Annotated in this window: 16 protein-coding genes; 11 read left to right on the plus strand and 5 right to left on the minus strand. The window is 42.7% G+C overall.

Annotated elements, in window-relative coordinates:
- Positions 1–4: 4 nt before the first annotated feature.
- The gene (locus tag LVY74_RS10950) at positions 5–1,309 is read right to left on the minus strand and encodes an MFS transporter (protein WP_237815079.1); all 1,305 of its coding nucleotides are present in this window, start codon (positions 1,307–1,309) and stop codon (positions 5–7) included.
- Positions 1,310–1,516: 207 nt separating this feature from the next.
- Between LVY74_RS10950 and LVY74_RS10955 the strand changes: the two genes are divergently transcribed.
- The 3 genes from LVY74_RS10955 to LVY74_RS10965 all read left to right on the plus strand — a co-directional run bounded on the left by LVY74_RS10955 (position 1,517) and on the right by LVY74_RS10965 (position 6,034).
- Positions 1,517–2,443: a LysR family transcriptional regulator gene (locus tag LVY74_RS10955; RefSeq protein WP_237815080.1), complete on the plus strand. Its 927-nt coding sequence runs from the start codon at positions 1,517–1,519 to the stop codon at positions 2,441–2,443.
- A gap of 76 nt (positions 2,444–2,519) precedes the next feature.
- Positions 2,520–3,824 carry a sensor domain-containing diguanylate cyclase gene (locus tag LVY74_RS10960; RefSeq protein ID WP_237815081.1) on the plus strand — a complete coding sequence of 435 codons (1,305 nt, stop codon included), beginning with the start codon at positions 2,520–2,522 and terminating at the stop codon, positions 3,822–3,824.
- A gap of 77 nt (positions 3,825–3,901) precedes the next feature.
- Entirely contained in the window at positions 3,902–6,034 is a 2,133-nt protein-coding gene (locus LVY74_RS10965) for a TonB-dependent siderophore receptor (RefSeq protein WP_237815082.1), read from the plus strand.
- A 51-nt stretch (positions 6,035–6,085) separates the two neighbouring features.
- Here the strand turns inward: LVY74_RS10965 and gabP are convergent, their stop codons facing one another.
- On the minus strand, positions 6,086–7,483 hold the full coding sequence (gene gabP, locus LVY74_RS10970; RefSeq protein WP_237815083.1) for a GABA permease: 1,398 nt from the start codon (positions 7,481–7,483) through the stop codon (positions 6,086–6,088).
- A gap of 659 nt (positions 7,484–8,142) precedes the next feature.
- Between gabP and LVY74_RS10975 the strand changes: the two genes are divergently transcribed.
- The 4 genes from LVY74_RS10975 to LVY74_RS10990 are packed head-to-tail and all read left to right on the plus strand — an operon-like array spanning position 8,143 to position 17,004.
- The gene (locus tag LVY74_RS10975; protein ID WP_237815084.1) at positions 8,143–9,327 is read left to right on the plus strand and encodes an efflux RND transporter periplasmic adaptor subunit; all 1,185 of its coding nucleotides are present in this window, start codon (positions 8,143–8,145) and stop codon (positions 9,325–9,327) included.
- Between the two features lie 3 nt (positions 9,328–9,330).
- Complete coding sequence (locus LVY74_RS10980; RefSeq protein WP_237815085.1) at positions 9,331–12,486, plus strand: efflux RND transporter permease subunit; 3,156 nt, start codon at positions 9,331–9,333, stop codon at positions 12,484–12,486.
- A complete protein-coding gene (locus tag LVY74_RS10985; RefSeq protein ID WP_237815086.1) occupies positions 12,483–15,599 on the plus strand; it encodes an efflux RND transporter permease subunit in 3,117 nt (1,038 codons plus the stop codon). The genes LVY74_RS10980 and LVY74_RS10985 overlap by 4 nt, the downstream gene beginning before the upstream one ends.
- Position 15,600: 1 nt before the next feature.
- The gene (locus LVY74_RS10990) at positions 15,601–17,004 is read left to right on the plus strand and encodes an efflux transporter outer membrane subunit (protein WP_237815087.1); all 1,404 of its coding nucleotides are present in this window, start codon (positions 15,601–15,603) and stop codon (positions 17,002–17,004) included.
- Between the two features lie 57 nt (positions 17,005–17,061).
- On the opposite strand, the gene LVY74_RS10995 is transcribed toward LVY74_RS10990, so the two are convergent.
- On the minus strand, positions 17,062–18,261 hold the full coding sequence (locus tag LVY74_RS10995) for a multidrug effflux MFS transporter (protein ID WP_237815088.1): 1,200 nt from the start codon (positions 18,259–18,261) through the stop codon (positions 17,062–17,064).
- A 162-nt stretch (positions 18,262–18,423) separates the two neighbouring features.
- A complete protein-coding gene (locus LVY74_RS11000; protein WP_237815089.1) occupies positions 18,424–19,731 on the minus strand; it encodes an SIP domain-containing protein in 1,308 nt (435 codons plus the stop codon).
- A gap of 403 nt (positions 19,732–20,134) precedes the next feature.
- Here LVY74_RS11000 and LVY74_RS11005 point away from each other — a divergent pair, with 403 nt between their 5' ends.
- On the plus strand, positions 20,135–20,602 hold the full coding sequence (locus LVY74_RS11005) for a nuclear transport factor 2 family protein (RefSeq protein WP_237815090.1): 468 nt from the start codon (positions 20,135–20,137) through the stop codon (positions 20,600–20,602).
- A gap of 201 nt (positions 20,603–20,803) precedes the next feature.
- Positions 20,804–23,434 (plus strand): PepSY domain-containing protein, encoded by a 2,631-nt coding sequence (locus LVY74_RS11010; protein ID WP_237815091.1) that lies wholly within the window; start codon positions 20,804–20,806, stop codon positions 23,432–23,434.
- 102 nt (positions 23,435–23,536) lie between these two features.
- Here the strand turns inward: LVY74_RS11010 and hpaA are convergent, their stop codons facing one another.
- Positions 23,537–24,424, minus strand: a complete 888-nt coding sequence (hpaA, locus tag LVY74_RS11015; RefSeq protein WP_237815092.1) for a 4-hydroxyphenylacetate catabolism regulatory protein HpaA — start codon at positions 24,422–24,424, stop codon at positions 23,537–23,539.
- A gap of 151 nt (positions 24,425–24,575) precedes the next feature.
- On the opposite strand from hpaA, the gene LVY74_RS11020 reads away from it, so the two are divergent.
- Both LVY74_RS11020 and LVY74_RS11025 read left to right on the plus strand, forming a co-directional pair.
- Positions 24,576–25,241: a fumarylacetoacetate hydrolase family protein gene (locus LVY74_RS11020; protein ID WP_237815093.1), complete on the plus strand. Its 666-nt coding sequence runs from the start codon at positions 24,576–24,578 to the stop codon at positions 25,239–25,241.
- Complete coding sequence (locus LVY74_RS11025) at positions 25,238–25,999, plus strand: fumarylacetoacetate hydrolase family protein (protein WP_237815094.1); 762 nt, start codon at positions 25,238–25,240, stop codon at positions 25,997–25,999. The genes LVY74_RS11020 and LVY74_RS11025 overlap by 4 nt, the downstream gene beginning before the upstream one ends.
- The last annotated feature ends 11 nt before the right edge of the window (positions 26,000–26,010 follow it).

Raw genomic sequence — 26,010 nt, forward strand, 5'->3', positions numbered from 1 at the left:
GTTGCTAGGCTTCGTTTGAAGCATTATTGGCATGGGTCTTGGTTTTATGGCTTGCACTGAGAATTAGGGTTAGTACGGTTGAGAGAACCAGTAGACCTGCCACAAAATACAAACCACCATTGAAACTGCCTGTCTGATCTTTAATCCAGCCGATCATGGCAGGGCCTGCAAAGCCACCGAGGTTTCCAATCGAGTTGATGGTAGCGATGCCTGTGGCTGCGGCTGTTCCAGACAGGAACATGGTTGGCATACTCCAAAGTGGTGGTTTGGAGCAGCTAATGCCGATATTGACAATACTGAGCGCAGCAATCAGACCAAGCGCGTTGTGGGTTTGGGTAGCAATCACTAACCCTGCAACCGCAATCAGGCAGGCAAGTGCAACATGCCATGTGCGTTCACCTGTACGATCCGAATGGCGTGACCATAAAATCATGGCAATAACCGACAAAATTGGGGGAATGGCATTTAAGAAACCGACGGTCATTGCCGATACGCCCAATTCTTTAATTATTTGTGGTGCCCAAATCCCAAGGGTATATAGCCCTGCAGACGTTCCAAAATAGACACAAGCAAGCGCTAGAACTTTCGGGTTGGTTAAGCCACGAATAATGCTGTGATGTTGATGTGTTTGTTTTTGCTGATGCTCTTGCTGCATGGTCTGAATCAGCCAAGCTTTTTCATCGGCTGCAAGCCATGTGGCTTTTTCTGGGCGGTCAGTCATATAGAAGAACACCACTACACCTAAAATCAGTGCAGGAACGGCTTCAATCAGGAACATCCACTGCCAACCCGCTAAATTGAGAAGACCGTGCATTTCCAGTAAGGCAGCAGAGATCGGTGAACCAATCGCCGTTGCAATCGGGGCTGCTGCCATAAATAAGGCAATCACACCTGCGCGGTGACGTGCGGGAAACCAGTAGCTTAAATACAAAATAATGCCAGGGAAAAAGCCTGCTTCCGCAACACCAAGCAAGAAGCGCATGACATAAAAACTGGTGGTGCTATGCACAAAAGCCATACCGCCCGCAATCAGTCCCCATGTCAGCATGACGCGGGCAATCCAAAGACGAGCGCCGACTTTATGCAAAATAATGTTGGATGGCACTTCAAACAGGAAATAGCCTAAGAAGAAAATTCCTGCGCCAAAGCCAAGCACTGAGGAGCTAAAGCCAAGGTCTTGTTTCATGGTCAGTGCAGCAAAACCAAGATTGACGCGATCAATATACGCAATCAGATATAACAACATGATAAACGGTACAATTCGCCACGTAATTTTACGTAGCACTCGTTTCTCTAAATCCATATCCATGAGAAGAATTCTCCATTTTCCTAAAGATTACCAATCGATACTTCATGATCGAATTTGACGAATGGCTTCCTTGTACCAAGCCGCATTCCTCTGCGACTTTTATTGTTGTGATGAGTACAAGGAGGTAACCTGAAGCCATAGTAATGGCTTTGAAAAATAGAAAAATCGCGCTAAAGTTAAATCACTATTGCAAAAAACTGAATAATCATGAGTACGGATACAGAATTAGGTTTTTTCTGTTTACTAATAAAACAAGGAAGTTTGGTGGCAACAGCAAGGGAGCTGAACCTGACGCCGCCTGCAGTTTCACGACGTTTAACCCAGCTAGAACAGCGTTTAGGGGTGCGCCTGCTGAACAGGACAACGCGCCGTATCAGCCTGACCCATGAAGGTGAACTTTATTATGAAAATGCACTACGCATTTTGAATGAAATAGATGAGATGGAACGACTGGTTGCCAGTAGTCGTGTTGCACCGAAAGGTTTATTACGTGTGAATGCGCCTTTAGGTTTTGGTCGATCTTATATTGCGCCAGCGATTAGCCAATTTGCTAAAATCTACCCTGATGTTGAAGTGCAATTACACTTGAGTGATCGTCCTGTAACATTGCCTGACGAAACCTTTGATGTGGTGATTCGGTTTGGTGACCTGCCAGATTCACGGGTGATTGCTAAAAAATTGATTGCACATCGCCGTTTAGTTTGTGCATCTCCTATTTATTTACAACGTAAAGGTGTGCCACAAGTACCACATGATTTGACTCAGCACCAGTGTATTGTGCTTCGACAAAATGATACAGCTTATGGTAATTGGCGTTTAGGGCGAGGAGGGCAGTTAGAAACCGTAAAAGTACATGGGCACTTAAGTACCAATGATGGTGCAGTTGCATTGAACTGGGCACTAGAAGGACATGGTATCTTGATGCGTGCCGAATGGGATGTCGCAAAATATTTAAAAAGTGGTCGTTTGGTGCAAATTTTGGCAGAATACCCGACAGCTCCTGCCGATGTGTATGCTGTTTATTTGGATCGTTTACAATATTTGCCGAAAGTGGCGTGTTTTATTGATTATTTACAAGGGTATTTGGAAAAATGTATCGAACAATTGCTTTTTGAGCATTTAAAAACAATCTAACTGAGTTTAAAATAAATTTGTATATAAAATAAACAAATTAGTTAAAACTAAAAAATTTTAAAACGGGGTATCTTGCATGCAAGATAAAAAACAGATTCATCCGCTGAGTCATCAGCATTTATTAGATATTCTTAATCAAAATTCAGACTGGTTTTGGGAAGTCGATCAAACGGGTTGCTATACCTATGCTTCAGATATGGTACAGCCAATTTTAGGATATACGCCCGAATTTGTGTTAGGTAAAACGCCATTTGATTTGATGCCAAGTGATGAAGCAGAACGTGTTGCCAAGATTTTTACTGGAATCGTTGAAAAAAAGACCGCTTTTTCAGGGTTAATTAATCGCAATCTCCATGCAGATGGGCATGTTGTGATTTTGGAAACCAGTGGTATTCCGCTCTTTAATGAACAAGGTGAATTATCTGGATATCGTGGAATTGATCGTGATATTAGTCAATTAGGACAGCGCGTTTTACAGCTTGAATCCATTTATGACAATACGCCCGTGGCTTTAGGTTCGATAAATCGCCAAGGGCAAATGATCATGGCAAATCAAGCACTCATGCAATTGCTGAATGTTTCAAAAGACATGTTATCGGATTTGAATATTCGGGATTTGGTGCCCCAAGGTTGGGAACAAGTTTTACAGGAATTTGCCCTTGCCGATTTGGGATTGCCTCTGACCAATTTTGATTTCTATTGGAATGGGCGAACCTATTACACTATGCCATTTCCAATTATGAATGCTCAAGGTATCGTGATTGGTTTATCTGCAGCCTGTGTAGATATTACTGAGCGGATCGAAATTGAAAATCAACTTGCCCAAGCCAATCAACGGCTTAAAACGTATGCACAGCAAGATTATTTAACAGGTTTATATAACCGTCGCTATATCGATACTGCCTTGGTACAACAATTAAAGTTGTCATTGTATCAACATCATGTTGTTTCGATTTGCTTGATTGATATTGATTTTTTCAAATTATATAACGATACCCATGGGCATTTGGAGGGTGATCGTTGTTTAAAGCAAGTGGCACATGCGCTAGCAGAATATTTAACACCAACTTATCAGTTGATTAGCCGCTGGGGGGGAGAAGAATTTTTACTGGTTTTCCCAAATATGCCTGAACCACAAGTGAGTGAAATGGCGGAGCAGTTGAGGGAGCATATCGAACAACTTGATATAGCACATCCAAGCAGCCCATTGGGTAAAATAACGATTTCTGTGGGAACAGCCACCAGTACATTCAATCAGTTGTTTCAATATCGGGAAAATTTGCAGCGCTGTGCACAAGAATTGATTGGTCAGGCAGATATTGCACTGTATCAGGCTAAACAGCACGGTCGTAATTGTATCATCACCGCACAATCTTCTTAAAAAATCATGGATATTCTGTAAAAATACGTTATATTTGTTACGTTATAACATTTCTAACACCATGTTCTTTTGAGAAAATGAAAAATCTACGTCACTTTTATCAAGTTATTTTTACTTGTTCAGCATTAGGCACGCCGTGTATGTCGTATGCCGATGTTGAATCACGTCAGTCTGAGGCAACCAATGAGGAAACTTCAGTTTTATCCACGATTCGCATTTCTGCAAAGAAGTCAGGTCAGCTTAATACGGGCGCAACTAAATTTGCCTTAAAGGATTTGGAAACCCCGCAAAATGTACAGACTTTAGACCAGAAAGTTTTAAAGCAGCATGATACCCAGCGTATTGCTGATGCGATTGCCTTGGTGAGTGGTGTTTCACAGCTTAACCCAATGGGTGGTTTATGGGATAACTATTCATTTCGAGGATTCAATACGGATCAAACGATTGGTACAGCAGCACTTCGTAATGGGATCAATGCTTATTTAGGCTTAAATGCAGCACATGATATGCTCAATGTCGAGCGCTTAGAGTTTTTAAAAGGTGCTGAAGGTGCCATGTATGGTGCAGGTGACCCAGGGGGCAGTTTAAATATTGTCACCAAAAAGCCAAAGTTTGACTCAGAACACCACATTGGGCTACGTGCGGGTTCGCATGAACAGTACCGTGCTGAGTTCGATTCAACGGGAGCATTGTCAGACACGCTGGCTTATCGCTTTGGGGTGGCTTATGAAAATAATCATAGCTTCCGTGATGATGTTAAGAACAATCATTTGTTTGTTGCACCACAACTGACATGGCAACCGAATGACCAAACCCAAGTCGACTACGACAGTGAATATACCGTTATCAATAGTGTGTTTGATCGGGGTGTTATGGCGGTCAATCAACAATTGGGCGTGATTCCAAATAGTCGTTTCTTGGGTGAAAAAGCGGACGGCATGATGGATATGACGGACTATTTGCAACAGCTACGCATCAAGCATCAGTTTAGCCCAGATTGGTCAAGTGAAACGGTGCTTAATTATAAAGACAACTCTTGGCGCGGCTTTTCATCTGAAGCCTATCAACTACTGAATCAAAATGGTGATTTAAACCGTGAGCGCCGTCAGCGTATCTATGACACCACCAGTTATTTGTTCAGTCATGATCTGAAAGGGCAGTTTGCCACAGGTGATTTGGAGCATCAGTTACTGATCAATACCAGTTATAGCCATTTAAACATTCGTAATTATTTGCTGCGCTATCGTCAAAAAAATAGCACTGCCAGTCTGATCAATATCTATAACCCAGTGTATGGGGTCAATCTGCCAACAGTGAGCCCCGCGTATGATACCCGTGAAAATCAGCATAATCTGGCACTCAGTTTAAATGACTTGATTCGTTTTAACTCACAGTGGTCAGTGTTGCTCGGTGGGCGACTGGACTATTATCAACAGGATTATCGCGAGCGTTTAAGCAATACATCTGGCTCGCAAAACTTTGTGCATTTTAGTCCGAAAATTGCTGTGAATTATTTGATTCAACCCGACTGGTCGGCTTATTTAAGTGCAGGAAAATCATTTCATTTAAACTCAGGCTTAGATCAGCAAGGGCAGGCTTTTGCTCCTGAAAAAGCCATGACCTATGAATTGGGTATGAAAAAACACTGGTGGGATGACCGAGTCAGCTCAAGTATCGCCGTTTTTCATATCACCAAAGACAATGTCTTGACCACCAATCCAAATGACAGCGCCTATATGATCAGTGCGGGGCAGGAAACCAGTCGTGGTATTGAATTGGACTTGTCAGCGCAGCCACTTGATCATCTGAACTTGAAACTGGCATATAGTTATACTGATGCCAGTGTCAGCAAAACTACAGCAAATTCAGGCATAGCCAAAGGTAGCCGCTTGCTGAATAGTCCCAAACATAGTGCCAATTTATTTGCCATGTATGATGTTTGGCAATCAGGTGAACAAAAAGTCGGAATTGGGGGCAATCTCCAATATGTGTCTGCACGAAGTGGCAATGTCTATGACAATGGTTTTGAACTGCCCGCTTATACCTTAATGAATCTGAATGCTTACTATCAAGCCAATCCGCGTTTACGTTATCAGTTCACGCTCAATAATGTGTTTGATAAAACCTATTATGTATCTAGTGTTAAAGATGAATGGGTAACACCGGGTAATTCGCGTGAAATATTTGTTAGTGTGAATTATCAGTTCTAACATTCAAACCAATATAAAAACCCAGCATGTGCTGGGTTTTTATATATCAATTTAGTTTGTTTCGGCTGGGGAAATGCCTGTTCCTAAATTGGTTTGACGACGTTTGGTCACGATCAGACCTGAAATAACAACCAAGATACATAAGATCCCTGTTGAAGTAATTTCATGTACATGGTTTGGATCAAATGCCATAATGCCGAGTGCTGCAATAATAAAGACAATCACAGCCCAAGTCAGATAAGGAAAACACCACATTTTCATGGTCAACGGCTTGCCTTCAGCGATCAGTTTTTTACGCATTCTGAGCTGTGAGCAGGCAATCACCAAGTAAACCAACAGTGCGATGGCTCCTGAGCTATCGAGCAAGAAGTTGAATACAGCTTTTGGTGCAGCATAGTTTGCAAAGGTACATAAAAATGCAATCGCAGTTGACATCAGCACGGCATAAACAGGCGTATGGCTCTTGTTGACTTGACGAGTAATGGCAGGTGCATCCCCACGGCGACCCAAAGAATACAACATGCGTGAAGCAGTATACAGTGCAGAGTTCAAGCAACTGGTGACCGCCGTTAATACCACAATATCAACAATCAATTTGGCATGTGGAATATGTAAAGCTTGTAATACGGTTTGGTATGAACCCATTTCAGCCAGACGCGGATCATTCCAAGGAATAAGACTAACCACAATGAAGATAGATACCAAGTAAAATAGACCAATACGCCAAATCACAGAGTTGGTGGCTTTGGTAATTTGACGCTCAGGGTCTTTGGATTCACTTGCAGCAATTGTGACAATCTCAGAACCCATAAATGAGAACATCGTGGTGAGTAGCGCTGCAATCACAGTCCCCCAACCATTTGGTAAGAAACCATCTTGATCCCATAAATGTTTGACACCATTGACTTCTGGTGCAGGAGAGAAACCAAAAATTGCGGCACAACCAAGCACAATAAAGACAATGATTGATCCGACTTTAATCGTTGCTAACCAGAACTCAAATTCACCATAGTTTTTGACACTAAATAGGTTAGTGACGGTGAGTGCTGCGGTAATTAGGAATGAAAGGAGCCAAATTGGTGCATCAGGAATCCATGAATTGATAATAGCTGCTGCAGCATTGGCTTCAAATGGGATCACCAGTACCCAGAACCACCAGTAGAGCCAGCCAATGGTAAAACCTGCCCATTTACCGATAGAACGGTCAGCATAAGTTGAAAATGAACCACTGTCAGGTTGTGATACCGCCATTTCAGCGAGCATGCGCATCACTAAAACCACCAGTGTCCCTGCCATGAGGTAGGAAAGAAGAACGGCTGGCCCTGCTGAAGCAATAGCGTGTCCAGAACCGACAAATAAACCTGCTCCAATGGCACCTGCAATAGAGAGCATGGTGACATGGCGGTTTTTTAGTCCTTGAGAGAGATTGGCTTGATTATTATGTGCCATGAATAAAAACCCGTATAAAAACGAAAATATATAAAACCCCGCTGAAGATAAGCACAAAGCATACCAACATGAGATAATTTACATGCAAAAGTTTAGTTTTTGATCAATAAAAGAAAAGGAGAAACGATGAGGGAGTAAAGCAAACAACTTTCCATGCTGACCAAATTGGATAAATTTGGGTTTGCTCGATAAAAGAATCCCTGATCAGAATACTTTTCGATTTAAATCAATACCAGTCCTTGGCATTTGCAGATCTAGGGGTAACCTATGATCTTGCTGCCTTAATAAAACATAACTGATGAGTGAACTCAATAACCCAAATTGGTAAAAGTGAAAAATACCCTGCAAAAAATAAGCGATAGGGTTGACTGTGTTGGAAAGTGGTCAAAATACAGTCATTAACATGATGGAAAACGCTAAACTATTCCTACATTCTTGGTTCATATTTCTGATGCATAGTCGCATCCTGTAAATAATTGTTATATATCTTTTTGATTTAAACAAATGAGATATGATCTTATTTAAAATTTGTTGAATTTTAATCGAATCAAAATGGTTTTTTTAAAAATCAGAGTAAAACACTGCGATGATAAGCAATGGGTTCCTAGGTTCAATATCTCATTATGTTATTCATTTTTAAAATTTAAGCTGAGTGTCGTATGCAACGCAAAAAACTCTTGATATTGGTCTGTCTGTTGATACTGATAGGTGGTGGGATTGCCTATTTCATTAAAAACAAAAATGCTCAGAAACGAAATGGCCCACCAGAGAGTGCGACCTCAGTACAAGTGGCAACTTCGAGTCAAACCAATGTTCCAGTGATTTTATCTGCATTAGGTACGGTGACTGCGAGTCAAACAGTATCGGTAGTTAGTCGAATTGAGGGGCATTTACAAGAAGTTTATTTTAAAGAAGGTCAGTATGTACAAAAAGGTGAGTTATTGGCAAAAGTTGATACGCGTTCTTATGAAGCGACCTTACAGCAATATCAGGGACAACTGGCAGAAGACCAAGCACAGCTAACCAGCGCCAAACTGACTTTGGCACGTTACAAGCGCTTATATGCTCAAGACTCGATTGCCAAACAAGATCTGGATACTCAAACAGCGACAACTGCGCAATATGAAGGGGCAATTAAAGCCGATCTTGGACAAATTGCATCGGCTAAACTCAATATTGAATATGGTCGTATTGAAGCGCCAATTTCAGGGTATATCGGGATTCGCAGTGTCGATGTCGGCAACTTGGTGAGTACAGATTCAAGTACCGCAATTGCAACCATTACTCAAACTAAACCAATTGCGGTGGTGTTTAGTATTCCTCAGACCAAACTAGATGAAGTGGTTCAGCCGATTCGTAACGGTGGCAAGCTTGTTGTAAAAGCCTATGACCAGCAAGGAAAAACTGTATTGGCTGAAGGGTCTGTTGGCGTGATTAGCAATGAAATCGACTCGACCACAGGAACAGTAAAATTAAAAGCAACCTTCAATAATGACGATAATAAATTGTTCCCGAACCAGTTCGTGAATATCAAATTACAAACAGGTGAGTTAAATAATGCCATTGTGGTACCGAGTGCAGCAGTACAAGCCAGTACTGCAGGTCAGTATGTCTTTGTGATTGATCAAAAGTCAGTTGCACATAAAGTGATGGTCAAAGTTGGCCCACAAACTGAAGATGGTAAAACCGCGATTCTTTCTGGGGTCACAGCAGGTCAAAAAGTTGTGACAACAGGTGTGGATTCGTTAGGTAATGGCTCTAAAGTCAATATCGTGACAGCTCAACAGGTTGATACGAGTGTTTTAGATAATGCATCAAGCAAAGGCCGACATTTCCCTAGATAAATTATGAATCCATCTCGCATATTTATTGAAAGACCGATCGCCACAATGCTTATGATGATTGCGGTGATCCTGAGTGGTCTATTGGCGTATCGCAGCTTGTCGATTTCAGCATTGCCTGAAGTCGATTATCCTGTGATTCAGGTGACAACACAGTTTCCAGGTGCAGGGCCAGAAGTGATGACCAGTGGTGTCACTGCGCCACTGGAACGGCAACTTGGGCAAATGGCAGGTTTGAGTCAGATGTATTCCACCAGTTCAGGTGGTGCATCGGTGATTACTTTGAAATTTAATCTCGATACGTCTTTGGATGTTGCCGAGCAAGAAGTTCAAGCGGCGATTAATGCTGCCGATTCGTTACTTCCAACAGATTTGCCGAATCCTCCGACCTATAAAAAGGTGAACCCTGCGGATACTCCAATTCTGACCTTGGCAGCGACATCTGATACCTTACCGCTAACCAAAGTTCAAGATTTGATCAATACCCGTGTGGCTTTGAAATTGTCACAAATTTCAGGGGTGGGTTTGGTGAGTCTGGCAGGTGGTCAGCAGCAGGCGGTACGAATTCGTGCCAATCCAGCAGCGCTTGCCAGTCATGGTTTAACGCTTGATGATGTTGATACGGTGATCAATGATGCCAATGTCAACGGCTCAAAAGGTGGTTTTGACGGGCCTGAACGCTCAGTGACAATTGATGCCAATGACCAGCTACAAAATGCCGATGAATATAGTAATCTGATTTTGAAATATGAAAATGGTCAGGCGTTGTATTTGCATGATGTTGCAACGATTGAACAAGCTCCGCAAGATGAATATCAACAGGCTTGGGCAAATGGCAAACCTGCCATTATTATCAATATTCAGCGTCAACCGGGTACCAATGTTGTTTCGATTGTCGATACCATTAACGCCAAATTACCTGAAATTCAAGCCAGTTTGCCAGGCGCAGTAAAAATCAGCACTTTATCTGACCGTACCGATACCATTCGTGCTTCAATTTCCGATGTTCAGTTTGAATTGGTTTTGGCGATTGCTTTAGTGGTGATGGTGTCATTCCTGTTCTTACGTACCTTTGCAACCACACTGATTCCAAGTTTGGCGGTTCCTTTGTCAATCGTAGGGACATTTGGCGTGATGTATCTGGCAGGCTTCTCGATTAACAACCTAACTTTAATGGCACTGACCATTGCCACAGGTTTCGTGATTGATGATGCGATTGTGGTGGTGGAAAACATTCAGCGGCATATTGAGGAAGGTGAAAAACCTATGATTGCTGCCCTGAAAGGCTCGCAAGAAATTGGTTTTACCATTATTTCCCTGACGATTTCCCTAATTGCCGTTCTGATTCCTTTGTTGTTTATGGGGGATGTGATTGGGCGTTTGTTCCGTGAGTTTTCGATCACGCTCGCTGTTTCGATTCTGGTGTCGATGTTTGTGTCTTTGACCTTGACCCCAATGCTCAGTGCATATTTGCTTAAACATATTCCTGAGGAAAAGCACAATAAGCTGGCACAAGGTTTTGGTCGTGGCTTTGATAAGTTGCTGCATTTTTATGAAAAATGTTTGCTCTGGGTGCTGGATCATCAACCTTTTACCTTGGCGGTTGCGATTATTTCCTTAGTAATCACGGCAGCATTATATCTTTGGATTCCTAAAGGTTTCTTCCCTGCGCAAGATACAGGGAAAATTCAAGGGATTACCCTTGCATCGCAAGATGTTTCTTATAGTGAAATGGTCAAACGTCAGCAAGCGTTGACTGTTGCATTGCAGCAAGATCCTGCTGTGGATTCGATTGCCTCAATTGTTGGGGTCGATGCCACCAATAACACCTCCTTAAATATGGGGCGTTTGCAGATCAGTCTGAAAGATTTTGGCGAACGAGATAAAGCCGATGTGGTGATTGCTCGCCTCAAAGAGCGAGCGGCTAAAATCGCAGGCATTCAGCTTTATGCCATTAAAAGCCAAGATTTGAATGTTGATGATCAAGTTACGCCAAGTCAATATCAGCTTACTTTAGATGCTGCCGAACAAACAGATCTAGAAAATTGGGTACCACAATTTGTTGATGCATTGAAGCAACGTGCTGAATTTAAAGATGTGAATACCAATCTGCAAAATCAGGCAAAAGTGGCTTATGTTGAAATTAATCGCGATGAAGCCAGTCGTTATGGTTTAACCGCCAGTGATATTGACACCGCTTTGTATAATGCGTTTGGTCAGCATCTTATTTCGACCATTTATACACAAGCCAACCAATATCGCGTGGTTCTTGAAGTGCCACCTGAGTACAAACAGGATACATCAGCTTTCTCTCATATTTATTTGAAAGCATCGAGTGATTCGAGCAGCAGCTCAACCACAACGACTTCTTCAACGACAAGCAGTTCAACCACGAGCACCACCACAACAACGAGCAGCAGTATGGTACCACTCAGTAACTTGATTACAGTGACTGAAAAACCGGGGTATCTGACTTATGCTCGCCGTGACCAAACGCCTGCGGCAACCGTTTCATTTAACCTTGCCGATGGTTACTCGATTGAACAGGCACGTCAGGCGATTGATGAAGTTAAACAAAAAATTCAGATGCCTGATACTGTCAATCTACAGTATCAGGGTTCACTTGAAGCATTTAGCTCATCAAGCCAAAATACATTATGGCTCATTTTGGCGGCAGTCATCACCATGTATATCGTGTTGGGTGTTCTGTATGAAAGCTGGATTCACCCGATTACTGTATTGTCAACTTTGCCATCGGCAGCGATTGGTGCGTTGTTGGCACTGAAATTGACAGGCACTGAGTTTACCTTGATTGCCTTGATCGGGATTATTTTGCTGATCGGGATTGTCAAGAAAAATGCCATTATGCTGATTGACTTTGCACTCGATGAACAGCGACAAGGGAAAAATGCCCACGATGCAATTTATCAGGCTTGTCTACTGCGTTTCCGCCCTATCTTGATGACCACCTGTGCGGCATTACTCGGGGCTGTACCGTTGATGCTTGCTTCTGGTTCTGGTGCAGAGTTACGCCAACCGTTGGGTCTAGTGATTGTTGGTGGTCTGATTTGTAGCCAATTATTGACTTTATTTACCACACCTGTGATTTATCTGGCTTTTGAGAAATTAGCGCATCGGAAAAAATCAGGGGCAGTCTCATGAACTTGTCGAAAGTCTTTATTTTAAGACCGATTGCCACCATTTTGGTCAGCTTGGCGCTGACCTTGTTGGGAGCATTGGCATTTCGTTTGCTGCCTGTCGCACCTTTACCACAAATTGACACCCCAACCATTATGGTACAAGCCAGTTTGGCGGGGGCAAGCCCTGAAACCATGGCTGCTACAGTGGCAACACCACTTGAACGTGCTATGGGGCAAATTGCAGGGATTACAGAGTTAACCTCGTCGAGTAGTCAGGGTTCAACCAATGTGATTGTGCAGTTTGACCTCAATCGTGATATTGATGGTGCAGCACGAGATGTACAAGCCGCAATTAATGCAGCGCGGAGTCTGTTACCAAGCAGTATGAAGTCTTTGCCGACTTATCGTAAGGCGAATCCGTCCGATGCTCCGATTTTAATGTTGGCACTGACATCCGATACCCTAAATCGTGGGCAATTATATGATTTGGCATCGAGTAAGTTGCAGCAAAAAATTGCACAAGTACAGGGTGTCGGTCAAGTTTCTTTAAGAGGTGGTGCTTTACCTGCGGTACGGATTAATCTTGATCCGAAACAGCTCACCAGTTATGGCATTAGTTTGGATACGGTTCGTGCAGCAGTAGACAATGCCACCACCAACTCACCACGTGGTTTGCTGAGTGGCAAAAACTATACATGGTGGATTGATGCCAATGGTCAATTGACCAAAGCCAAAGATTATCAGGATTTAGTAGTGGCCTATCGTAATGGCGCCGCTGTTCGTTTGCATGATGTTGCTTCGGTCACTGACTCGATTCAGGATATTTATTCCGCAGGTTACTTTAATAATCAGCCATCTGTTTCAATCGCAGTGACCCGTCAGGCGGGTGCAAACATGCTTGAAACGATTGATGCGATTAAAGCGCAAATTCCTATTTTGAATGAAATGTTACCCAAAGGTACGCAAATTACCTTGGCGATCGACCGTTCATTGACCATTCGTAGCGCCCTACATGAGACTGAAGAAACCCTGATTATTGCGATCCTCTTGGTCATTTCAGTGGTGTTTATTTTCTTAAGGAAAGGGCACGCATTACTGATTCCTGCGATTACTTTACCTATCTCGATTGTCAGTACTTTTGCGGTGATGTATGTACTGGGCTATAGTCTTGATGCACTCTCCATGATGGCATTGATTGTCGCTACAGGTTTTGTGGTTGATGATGCAATTGTGGTTCTGGAGAATATCAGTCGGCATATTGAAGAAGGCATGACCCCGATGGATGCTGCTCTGAAAGGCAGTAAAGAAGTCGGTTTTACCGTTTTATCGATGACTGCTTCATTGATTGCCGTGTTTATTCCTTTGCTGTTAATGAGTGGTGTTTTAGGGCGACTGTTCCGTGAGTTTGCAGTAACGCTTTCGGTGGCATTGTTGGTGTCGATGTTTGTATCTTTAACGCTGACACCGATGCTATGTTCACGTTTGTTAAAGAAAGAAACAGGCGATGAAAAAGAAAACCGTTTTATGGCATGGATGGGCAAGTGTCTAGACCGAGTACATCACGCTTACGTGCGGAGCCTTAGTGTGATTATGCGTCACAAGCGTCTGACCATGCTGACCCTACTAATTACAGTCATTGGGAATGTCTACTTGTATAAAGTGGTCGAAAAAGGATTATTTCCCGATCAAGACAATGGTTTGTTAATGGGGCAGTTACGGGCGGATCAGGCGACCAGTTTCCAGTCTATCGAACCGCAACTTAAAGCGATTAGCCAAAAATTGCAAAAAGACAAAGACATTCAGTACGTCATTGCTTCTACAGGGGGTGGTGGCTTTGGTTCTCGCAATACGGCGAACTTCTTTATTCGCTTAAAGGATGAAAGTCAGCGTAAAGAATCGGCAATGCAAATCGCTAACCGTATTACCATGCAAAACAGTAAGTTGGCAGGAATGTCATTATTTTTGATGCCTGCTCAGGACTTGCGTGTGGGTGGTCGTAGTGCCAACGCAACTTATCAGTACAGTTTGCAAAGTGATAGTTTGGAAACCTTGCGTGACTGGAGTCCAAAGGTTTATGCAACTTTAAAACAATTGCCGCAACTCACCAGTGTGGATAGCGATGCACAATCAGGTGGTCTGGAAGTTAAGGTGGTGATTGATCGTGCCGCTGCACAGCGTTATGGCTTAAATGTCGATGAGATTGATACTGTTCTCAATAACGCCTTTAGTCAGCGTCAAATTGCAACGCAGTACCAAATGTTGAATCAGTATTACAGTATTATTGGATTGAACAGCAATTATACCCAAGACCCTGAAGTCTTGAAGCAGTTGTATGTGTTAACCAGTGATAATCAATCTATTCCAATTTCAGCTTTTGCGCATTTAGAGTATGGCACTGCGCCGTTGTCCGTGGCGCATCAAGGGCAAATGGCGACCACCACAATTGCCTTTAACTTGGCAGATGGTGTGTCTTTGGAACAAGCCAAAACGGCGATTGATCAGGCTATGGTTAAAATTGGTTTACCAGACACGGTTCATGGCAGTATGGCAGGAACAGCACAGGTATTTGAAACTTTGGTTAAACAAATGCCTTGGCTGATTTTGGCTGCTTTAGCAACGATTTATATCTTGCTAGGCATGCTGTACGAAAGTTGGATTCACCCCATTACGATTTTATCGACTTTACCTTCGGCAGGTGTGGGGGCATTGGTCTTAATGATGATGACGGGTACACAACTCACGGTGATTGCCCTGATCGGGATTCTCTTGTTGATCGGGATTGTGAAAAAGAATGCGATTTTGATGATTGATTTTGCATTAACTGCAGAAAAACAACAGAATCTTTCGCCTGAGCAAGCCATTGTAAAAGCCTGTGATAAGCGTTTTCGCCCAATTCTCATGACCACATTGGCGGCTTTTTTTGGTGCATTGCCATTAATTATTCAGACAGGGTCAAACTCTGCACTCCATCGCCCACTCGGGATTGCGATTTGTGGTGGTTTGGTATTTAGCCAGTTATTAACCTTGTATACAACGCCTGTGGTGTATGTGTATTTAGATCGTTTTGGTTCATGGGTGAAGTCATTTTGGAAACGTCCAAATTCATCGCATGTTCCCCTAAATGATGAGCATTGATATGTTGAAAAATAAATTATGCCTAGCCCTGTGTTGTGCACTGCCGATTTTTTCGGGATGTACTGTAGGGCCAAACTATAAAAAGCCTGAAATTTCAATGCCTGTGACTTATAAAGAAGCGGCACAGGGTTGGAAAGTGGCACAGCCTCAAGATCAGCAAAGTCGTGGTGCTTGGTGGGAAATTTACCAAGATCCGATTTTGAACAACTTGCAGCAACAAGTCGTGGTGTCGAATCAAAACGTTGCACAGTATGTCGCAAAGTATGAACAAGCAGCAGCACTGGTTTCACAAGCCAAAGCAGAACGCGCTCCAACTGTGAGTGCAACAGGGAGTGGCACACGCAGCGCACAAAGTCAGGCAAAACCAAGTAACAGTTATAGTGCTGAAGCGAGTGTAAGCTGGGAACTCGATCTGTGGGGGAAACTCAAACGGACGGTCAATGAAGATAAAGCTTCGGCTCAAGCCAGTGCAGCAGACCTTGCCAATGCAACTCTAAGTGCGCAAACTACACTGGCACAGGATTACTTTGCCTTGCGCGTACTCGATAAACGCATTGCTCTGTATGACAAAACCATTGACACCTATACCCGTTACCGTAAGGTTTTGGCTGCCAAATATAAAGAAGGTGTGATTGCCAAGTCAGATTTAACTCAAGCAGAGTCATCGTTATATAGTGCCAAATCTTCCCGTGAAGATTTGGTGTGGCAACGTGCCCAATATGAGCATGCGATTGCGATGCTCATTGGGAAAATGCCAGCTCAGTTTGATTTGCCTGTCAGTCAGGCGGCTTTACCTAAAATTCCAAATGTCCCGCTGACTTTACCAAGCCGTTTACTAGAACGCCGTCCAGATATTGCATCTGCTGAGCGGAGTTTGGCTGCTGCCAATGAGGAAATTGGTATCGCAATCGCAGGTTACTTCCCAGATATTACCTTGTCAGGTTCGGGTGGATACTCTGCAAGTGGTTTGTCAAACTTGATTAGCGCACAAAACCTGTTGTGGTCTTTGGGTGCATCTGCAACCCAAACTGTATTTGACTTTGGCGCCAACAAAGCCAAAGTCAAACAGGCACGTGCGGCTTATGATGAGTCTGTTGCGAACTACAAGCAGACTGTACTAGAAGCCATGCAAAATATTGAAGATTACTTGGCAGAAGGCACCAGTTTAAGCAAGGAAGTGCAACATACCAGTCAGTCTTTGGCGGCGGCAACGGAAACCGCACGAATCATGCGTAACCAGTACAATGAAGGTATGATTGACTATACTGATGTCGCCTCAACCGAAGCAACGCGTTTGTCGAGTGAGCAAAGTTTATTGCAGCTTCAATCAACTCAGCTACAAAACAGTGTGGCATTAATTACCGCATTGGGTGGTGGTTGGCAAAGCAGTGATTTACCAAAGTAAAGTAATGCGATCAAAAAAAGACCTTGCTTATGGCAAGGTCTTTTTTTATGGGGGAATTTAAGCGAAACGATGTGATTTGATGGGTTGAATCAATCGAACCAATACACCACCCACCACGCTGTATAGAATCATTACAGTACTCACCGACATTTCCAGTTTCATTGGTAAGATATACAAAATCGCGCCTGAAACCAGACCGAAGGTAAATTGTAATGCACCGAGCAAGGCACTGGCTTGACCTGCGCGATGCCCCTGTTTGGATAATGCTAAAACAGTGGCATTGGGGCCAATAAAACCGACACAGGCAACAATCATAAATAGACCGAGCATCATGCTCCAAATGGCAATATGCTGACTAAATACAAAAGTGCTGAGAATAATTGCACCCAAGAACTGCATGCTTGAACCAAACTTCAACAGATCTAATGAGTCATAGCGTTTAATTAAAAATCGGTTGAGGTTGGATACAGCAATAATTCCGCATGAGTTCACACCAAACAATAGCGCAAATGTACCTGAGCCTACGCCAAGATGATCAATAAAGATTTCTGAAGCGCTGTTGATGTAAGTAAACATCATGCCCATTAAAATGCCGCTTGCCACCGCAGGCACAATAAAACTGCGGTCTAGGAACAGATCGACATAACTTTTTAGGGCTGAACCAACCGTATGTTTTTGACGGCGTTCAACAGGCAGCGTTTCAGGAAATTTGAAATATGAAACCACCATCGCCATGATACCTAACAGGAACAGCACCACAAAAATCGAGCGCCAGTTAAACGCCCATAGCATCAAGCTACCACTGAGCGGTGCAATAATCGGGGCGACCCCTTGTACAATCATGAGCAGGGAAAAAGCATGTGCTGCTTCTGGGCCGCTCATGCGGTCACGAATGGCAGAACGTGCAACCACGACACCGACACAACCACCGAGGGCTTGGGCGATACGTGCAATGAGTAGAACTTCAAGATGCATGGCAAAGATACAGATTGCACTCGCCAAAACATAGAGAGTTAAACCGAAAAATAAGGGTTTACGACGACCAAAATGATCGCTGATGGGACCATAGAGCAGTTGTCCAAATGCCAGTCCCATAAAATAAGCGGGTAAAGTATTGGCGATTTGAGCAGTGCTGACCGATAAATCTTTTGCCATTGTCGGGAGTGCTGAAAGGTACATGTCAATTGAAAATGGACCCAATGCTGTCAGTACAGCAAGCGCTACAATCCACGACAGGGAGTATGGCTTTTGTTGCATAGGAGATACCAAAATAAAAGATGACTTTAATCGACCTCTTTCGTCATTATTTATACCCTCTTTATTTTTCTCCCATAGGGAGAAATAAAAGGGCTGATGAAAGAAGTCTAATCTTTACAGCCAAAAACTAAAGTCATCAAATCGGGTTAATGATGGAAAAGCTTATTCGTCATCAATGACCGTATGCGCGTTGGATGTACCGTGTTGCCAGTAACCCGCTGCTTTAATGGCATCCTTCGCCACCTGATACTGTTCAACCAGTGTTTTACGCAACTGGCGTGCGACCTGAGTTTCTGTTGCCACCCAAATGAAATAATCGTGTTGTGGCAAAGACAGGCTTTCTAAAGCTTGTTTAAATAAAGTCACTTGACCACTGGCTTGACCTTCACGGTGTAACCAAGTGATCTGAGTTTTTGCTGCTGACTTGAACGTAATTTCATCATTTGATGAATTGACTTCGACCACGACAGTGGCTTGAGCCGATGCAGGAAGCTCTTCTAAACGACGAGCAATTGCGGGTAATGCAGTTTCATCACCAATCAAGACATAATGCTGATAGGCCATAGGAATCACCATTGAACCACGAGGGCCACCAATGGCGATTTGATCACCAATTTTAGCATGTTGTGCCCATTCTGTGGCAGGGCCAGCATCGTGAATCACAAAATCAATCGCCAGTGTTTTTGCATCGAGATCAAACAAACGAGGCGTATAGTCACGTGAAATTGGTTTGATGTCATCGGCGAATTTTAGACCGTGCTCAGTCATTTCAGGTTTGATTAAACGTCCTGTTGCCGCATCTGGGAAAAACAGTTTGACGTGGTCGTCGAAGCTATCGCTTTTAAAGTCAGCAAGATCATCGCCCTGAAACACAATACGAATCAGGCTTGGGCTAATTTGGAGAACTTCTTGTACCGTCACAATACGGAATTTAAGTTGATGACGGACGCGGTAAGGTTTTTTATCGAGTGTTGCTGTGCTTGTAGTCATTGTAGAATCCTGTTTCAGTTGTTGTAATGTCGCTGCGGCATTTTTGAGTGCCTGTATAAAAATCTCAGCTTCTTTGGCATTCAGTGGGTGACCTGCCAATACTTCACGAACTTCTTTCTTAAACTCATGCAAAGTATCAAGAACAAGAGCTGGCTGCTGCGACCGAATATCGATTCGATTCAAGATCTCCTGAATATGTTCTTTGTATGAATCAATGACTTCATTGCCAAGTTCAGTGATTTGATAACTTTGCTTCCGCGCATCTTCTGCACAAACCTGACTACGAATCAGTTGCTTCTCTTGCAAATCTGTCAGCAAGGGATAAACCATGCCCGCGCTTGGGCTGTAGTTACCATTGGTCATTTCTTGAATGGCTTTGATTAATTCATAGCCATGTCGAGGTTTTTGGGCAATCAGATGGAGTACCACCCAACGCAAACCGCCATGTCCAAAACCTTTGTGATTGGATTTACCACGCATAGGAAGATGAGTAATAAAAAAGATATATCTATTTTACACAATAAAAAAGATATATCTATTCTGTTTTTCAAATCTGAATATAAATTAGGTAATAAAAATGTGACAAGATGTAGCTGAATGTAGCTGAGCATGAGACTAGATTTTTTAACTGTTGAACTTAAGTATTGTGATTATTTTTCATAAGTATTTATTAAATAAATAAAATTAAAATAATTGAGTCTAAATGCGTTGTATTACACATCTATTTTTAAATTCTATTGATGGGCTATTTCTGTATCGACCCATCTAGTCCAGACAGATAGCTGAACTGATATTGAACAGAAACAGCCGAATGAGAGAGCCTTTACTTTAAAATAGTGAATATGTTAATTTTATAATTTATTTAAAATGAATATGAAATAATATGATGAGATCTATGGTAAAACCGCTTGTGATTTTGGCATTTGCTTATACTGTTGGCGTGGCGCATGCTGAAACAATGATGCCTCGTAATTTGAAACAGGAACAACAAAATTTACGTTTGGTTGAAAATTTTTATACCCGATTTTTTAATCGGCATGATCTCAATGCAGCACAAGTCATTGCACCAAACTATAAACAACATAATCCTTATGTTGCAGATGGTAAACAACCATTTGTCGATTATTTTAAAGAGGAATTTACAAAGAATCCTCAATCTCAAGCTCAAATTGTTCGTTATGCAACACAGGGTGATTTGGTGTATTTACATGTGCATTCAACCAATAGTCCACAAGATCGCGGACAGGCAGTCATGGATATTTTTCGTGTGCAGCAGGGCAAAATTGTAGAGCATTGGGATATCGTACAAGACGTGCCTCAAGAGCCTGCCAATTCAAATACGATGTTTTAATCAGATATGATGAAATGAGCTCACCCTCAGAAAACATGTAAGCTATGATACTGAGGGTGGTTTTTTATAAAAAGAAGAAGATAAATGTCCAAAAAATATTATATTTTTGTAAGTTGAACAAATAAATGAGAATTTAAATACATTTTATCTACATTGAGATTGAGTATAATTCGCATCAATTTTAATAAACCCTGTCTTCCAATGTTGAAAAAAACGCTTTTCCAAATTCACTGGTTTTTTGGTATTACTGCGGGTTTGATTTTGTCACTTATGGGTATAAGTGGTGCTCTGTTTTCTTATCAACCCCAAATCACCAAACTGATTAATCCAGACAGTTATACTGTTCAGGCTGAAGCGCGTGCAAAGCTGACACCCAGTGAGTTGTTTCAACATTTTAAGCAACAGCAGCCGAATATTGAAATTAACAGTATTACGATTGCAGAATCTCCAACCTCATCGTCAGTGGTCAATATTGCCAAACAGGGCGAGCGTCATGGTTATGACATGATGGTTAATCCGTATACGGCACAAGTTTTACCTGAGATTAAGGGCAAAGCGTTTTTTCAGTTTATAGAGCAGTTCCACCGTACTCTGACGATGGGCGAATTTGGTAAGCAATTGACTGGTGCGTGTACACTGATTCTAATTTACTTTTTGCTCAGTGGTTTGTACTTACGTTTCCCGAAAAAACACTCCCTTAAACAATGGTTAGCCATTAAACCACAGCTTAAAGGACGAAATTTTCTGTGGGATTTGCATGCCGTTGTGGGTACATGGGTGATGGTGTTTTACCTGATGTTTGCATGTACGGGATTGTTCTGGTCGTATGACTGGTGGCGTGCAGGCATGTTTAAGGTTATGGGCGTGGAAAATACCCGTATGGGAGGCAAAGGCAAACCTGAAGGTCGTCCGCCACAAGGTATGCAACAGCATGGAGAAGGACAACAGCGGGGTGGTTCGCAAGGACAACGTCCACAGAATGGACAAGATCATGGATCTGATGCCGAGCAAGGTTCTGCATTGCCAAATCCATTGGTTCAGCAAGAACTCACCCAAGCTTGGACAGGTTTTACCACGCAAGTTGCCCGTGCATATTCAACGGTGACCTTTAATGTTCCACAACAAGCAAATGGTCGCATACAAATATCGTTTGTTGATGCTGTCCCGCAAAATGAACGTGCGCGTAATAGTGCAGAATTTAATACTCAAAATAATCAACTCGAAAAAGTTAATTTATATGCCAATAAAAAGCTGAACGAACAAATCATGTCAGGCATGTTGCCTGTACACCGTGGCAGCTTCTTTGGTCCCGTGTATCAGTTCTTTGCGATGCTTGCTGCATTGGCAATGCCGCTGTTCTTTGTAACAGGCTGGATGCTGTACTTAAAACGCCGTAAGCAAAAGCGTCTGATTCAGGCAGCGCGTGGAGGTTTGAGCGCTGAGCAAGCAGCAGTGACCGAGCAAACATGGCTGATTAGCTATGCAACGCAAACAGGTACAGCCGAGCAACTGGCTTGGGCAACAGGGAAATCCCTACAACAAGCAGGACTTGGCGTTGTGGTGAAGTCGGTACAACAATTGACTACACACGATTTGCAACAAGCGCAGCAAGCCTTGTTTATTGTGAGTACGTATGGCACAGGTTCAGCGCCTGATTTGGCGGTGGGTTTTAGCAAGCAACTCATGCAGCAGCCTATTGATTTAGCTCAGCTTGATTATGCTGTTCTGGCGTTAGGCTCAAAAGAATATCCAGAAAGTTTCTGTCATTTTGGTCATGCAGTCGATACGTGGCTGACTCGACAAGGGGCAAAGCCATTATTCAAACTGATTGAAGTCGATAATGCCAATCCAAAACACATCCAGCAGTGGTACGAAGCATTAGGTGAAGTCACGGCTAGTGATGTTCAGCAAGTTGAGATTCACAAGCAATTTGAAATGTGGACACTCAGTAAGCGTGAATTGCTTAATCCAAACAGTTTAGGTGCGCCAGCATTCCATTTGGAACTGCAAAGCATTGCCAATGTGACATGGCAGGCGGGGGATATTGCAGAAATTCAACCGCAAAATTCTATTGAACGTATTGAGCAGTTCTTACAGCAGCAAAGTATTTCAACTGAAAGCATGACCAGTCAAGGTTTAAAAATTGTTGATGCTTTACGAACTAAAAACCTCACTCAGGCAATAGTTGCCTATGCTTCATTAGATGAGTTACTTGAGCAGTTACCTGAATTACCATTGCGTGAATACTCGATAGCCAGTATTCCTGAGCAGCAGTATTTGCAGTTGGTCGTGCGACAAAAAACCGATGCACATGGTCATTTAGGACTAGGTTCAGGTTGGTTAACACAACATAGCCATGTTGGTGAAGAAATGGCGATTGCGATTCGTAGTAATCCATCTTTCCATTTGATTGAAGATGATCGACCAATGATCTGTATTGGGAACGGGACAGGTATTGCAGGTTTATTGAGCTTACTTAAACAGCGTGTTCAGCAAAGTCAGCGTCGTAACTGGTTAATTTTTGGTGAACGTCAGCGAGAGTATGATTATTTCTATCAAAACCAGTTAGAAATGTGGCAAACCGAAGGTATGTTGCAGCGTCTAGATTTAGTTTTTTCACGGGATCAGGCAGAAAAGCAATATGTACATCACCGCTTACGTGAACAAGCTGAGGTATTAAAAAGTTGGGTTGCAGATGGTGCAGTGCTGTATGTTTGCGGCAGTATCCAAGGTATGGCAAGTGATGTCGATCAGGCTTTGCAAGAGATTCTTGGTGCAGAGCAATTGCAGCATTTGCGTGATACAGGACGTTATCGCCGTGACGTGTATTAATTACTAAGCCCCTGACTAAATACCCATCCATCAAATTGCCAGAAGGTTCCGACTTTCTGGCAATTTTTTTGTTTTCAACATGACCAAAATCACTAAAAATCTTTAGACTTCATGTGACTGGCGCAGTTCCGAAGGGCGCACACCCGCATGCCGCTGAAAGAAGCGACTAAAATAGGCAGGGTCTTTAAACCCGAGTTGATAACAAATATGGTTAATCGGGATATCGGTAAAAATCAGTAAGCGTTTGGCTTCCTGCATTAAGCGATCATGAATAATTTTTTTGGATGAGGTATTGGCAATCCGACGGCAGATTTCATTTAGCCGCATTTCCGTTACAGCCAAAATTTCCGCGTAATACGTGAGTGACCAGTGTTCGGTAAAGTGCTGCTCAATCAATTCATTAAACTTGCGAAAGACATGCAAATCACTGCTGATATTTTTTTGAAAAAACTGATTCGAATGTGAAAGCTGCACAATATGAATAAAGATCAGATTGAGTAAATTCTTTAAGGCAAAGTCACGAAATTCTTGTGTCGATTCAAATTCCTGTTTGATCTTGTCTAAATAATCCTGAATTTGCATCAGGCTGTACTGATGTTGTGGCTGTTGTAACTGACTGTGTTGAATACAGATTGGATTGAGATGCTGAATTTTTAAATGTACCTGTAGTAACGGCCAAATCAGGCTTTGCTGAATGGTGAGTACATGACCTTCACAGTCAGGATCAGTAATAAAGGTGTGCGGTACTGAGGGCGGTGTTAGAAAAAAAGCAGGGGCAGTACAGTTAAACTGAACATCATCTAAAAAGACCCGAACTTTACCCTTGGTAATAAAATGCAGTTGAAAGAATGCATCATGGCGATGTACTGCAACATGCTCACCAAAAAAAGATGCCATCTTATTGATTGATACATAATGAATTTCTGCATCTATGTATTTTTTGTCATAAATCTCACCGATTCGCAAATCGGGGATATTTAAAGTTTTCATCGGTTTCTTCGTCCATAAAAATGCATTTTTTATTCAGCAGCCTGAAAAAACGGCTTGCTTTTAGTTAATAAATTAACTATAAAGTTAATATATTAACTAATGTGCATGATGTCTAGCTGTTCCCTAGCTAAAAACATCATTGAGAGTGTCTATGAGCAGTCTAGCGAAAATCAATAGCCAAGGAAATATTTTTGGCGTGGCGCTAAATTATCAGTGCCTATATGCAACTTTGCAGCAAAGTTTTCAAGAAAAACCGTATGTTGCAGAACCTAAAAATGTGGTGTTGTTTGTCAAAACGCCAAATACCCGCAGTGTTTCAGGTCAAACTATTTTTAAACGTCAGGGTGATGTGGTTCAGGCTGGGCCGTGTGTTGCAGTGGTGATCGGACAAACTACGACACGTGTCGATGTCGCACAAGCTGAGCAGTCGATTGCAGGTTTTGCTGTGGTGAATGAACTCAGCTTGCCAGAAGAAAGCTATTACCGCCCAGCCGTCAAAGCCAAATGCCAAGACGGTTTTTGTGTGATGGGTGATGTGGTGGCAAAAGCTGAAGTGACTCATCCTGAACAGCTTGAACTGCGCGTATTTATCAACGGTGAATTAAAACAAACAGGGTCAACAGCCAACTGGGTACGTTCACCTGCACAACTGATTTCAGAAATTTCTCAGTTTATGACTTTGCATGAAGGTGACGTGATTTTGACGGGTACACCATTGGGTCGTGTTGAAGTGCAGTCAGGCGATGAAGTTCGTATCGAAGTCGATCAACTGGGTTCAGTGAGCAACCGTATTCAAGCAGAGGAAGTGGCAGCATGAAAACCGCACGTATTCGTTATCAGGGGCAAGTGCTCACGGTTCAGGTCAATGATCAAGATCAAGTGATTTTGGCAGATGGCAGTGTTTTGGCAGAACAGGATGTAGAGTGGCTACCTCCTGCGGAAGGCACCATGTTTGCCCTCGGTTTGAACTACGCTGACCATGCGCGTGAGCTAGCATTTGAACCACCAAAAGAACCCTTGGTTTTTGTCAAAGCTAACAATACTTACACAGGTCATAACCACAATACGTGGCGTCCAGACAACGTCAACTATATGCACTATGAGTGTGAGTTGGTGGCGGTGATTGGCAAGCCTGCGAAAAACGTCAAACGTGAAGATGCGCTGGAGTATGTTGCAGGTTATACGCTGTGCAATGACTATGCGATTCGCGACTATCTGGAAAATTATTACCGTCCAAATCTACGCGTGAAAAACCGTTTAGCGACCACGCCCGTTGGCCCTTATATGGTTGATCGTGCCGATGTTCCTGAGCCAAATAATCTGACTTTACGCACTTGGGTCAATGGTGAGTTACGTCAGGAAGGCACTACCGCAGACATGATCTTTGATGTGCCATTTTTGATCGAGTATCTATCTTCATTCATGACTTTACAACCAGGTGACATGATTGCCACAGGGACACCTGAAGGTTTATCCGATGTAGTACCAGGTGATGAAGTGGTGGTTGAGATTGAAGGCATTGGCAAATTAAGAAACTACATTGTTTCAGAAACAGATTTTTTTAAGACCGTATAAAAGAAAAGGAT

It is taken from the genome of Acinetobacter sp. ME22 (assembly GCF_022012315.1).
Classification (GTDB): domain Bacteria; phylum Pseudomonadota; class Gammaproteobacteria; order Pseudomonadales; family Moraxellaceae; genus Acinetobacter; species Acinetobacter brisouii_A.

Bases quoted from the DNA above. Each gene is read 5' to 3' on its own strand.
- LVY74_RS10950 (WP_237815079.1), bottom strand. From the start codon at position 1,309: ATGGATATGGATTTAGAGAAACGAGTGCTACGTAAAATTACGTGGCGA.
- LVY74_RS10955 (WP_237815080.1), top strand. From the start codon at position 1,517: ATGAGTACGGATACAGAATTAGGTTTTTTCTGTTTACTAATAAAACAA.
- LVY74_RS10960 (WP_237815081.1), top strand. From the start codon at position 2,520: ATGCAAGATAAAAAACAGATTCATCCGCTGAGTCATCAGCATTTATTA.
- LVY74_RS10965 (WP_237815082.1), top strand. From the start codon at position 3,902: ATGAAAAATCTACGTCACTTTTATCAAGTTATTTTTACTTGTTCAGCA.
- gabP (WP_237815083.1), bottom strand. From the start codon at position 7,483: ATGGCACATAATAATCAAGCCAATCTCTCTCAAGGACTAAAAAACCGC.
- LVY74_RS10975 (WP_237815084.1), top strand. From the start codon at position 8,143: ATGCAACGCAAAAAACTCTTGATATTGGTCTGTCTGTTGATACTGATA.
- LVY74_RS10980 (WP_237815085.1), top strand. From the start codon at position 9,331: ATGAATCCATCTCGCATATTTATTGAAAGACCGATCGCCACAATGCTT.
- LVY74_RS10985 (WP_237815086.1), top strand. From the start codon at position 12,483: ATGAACTTGTCGAAAGTCTTTATTTTAAGACCGATTGCCACCATTTTG.
- LVY74_RS10990 (WP_237815087.1), top strand. From the start codon at position 15,601: ATGTTGAAAAATAAATTATGCCTAGCCCTGTGTTGTGCACTGCCGATT.
- LVY74_RS10995 (WP_237815088.1), bottom strand. From the start codon at position 18,261: ATGCAACAAAAGCCATACTCCCTGTCGTGGATTGTAGCGCTTGCTGTA.
- LVY74_RS11000 (WP_237815089.1), bottom strand. From the start codon at position 19,731: ATGCGTGGTAAATCCAATCACAAAGGTTTTGGACATGGCGGTTTGCGT.
- LVY74_RS11005 (WP_237815090.1), top strand. From the start codon at position 20,135: ATGATGAGATCTATGGTAAAACCGCTTGTGATTTTGGCATTTGCTTAT.
- LVY74_RS11010 (WP_237815091.1), top strand. From the start codon at position 20,804: ATGTTGAAAAAAACGCTTTTCCAAATTCACTGGTTTTTTGGTATTACT.
- hpaA (WP_237815092.1), bottom strand. From the start codon at position 24,424: ATGAAAACTTTAAATATCCCCGATTTGCGAATCGGTGAGATTTATGAC.
- LVY74_RS11020 (WP_237815093.1), top strand. From the start codon at position 24,576: ATGAGCAGTCTAGCGAAAATCAATAGCCAAGGAAATATTTTTGGCGTG.
- LVY74_RS11025 (WP_237815094.1), top strand. From the start codon at position 25,238: ATGAAAACCGCACGTATTCGTTATCAGGGGCAAGTGCTCACGGTTCAG.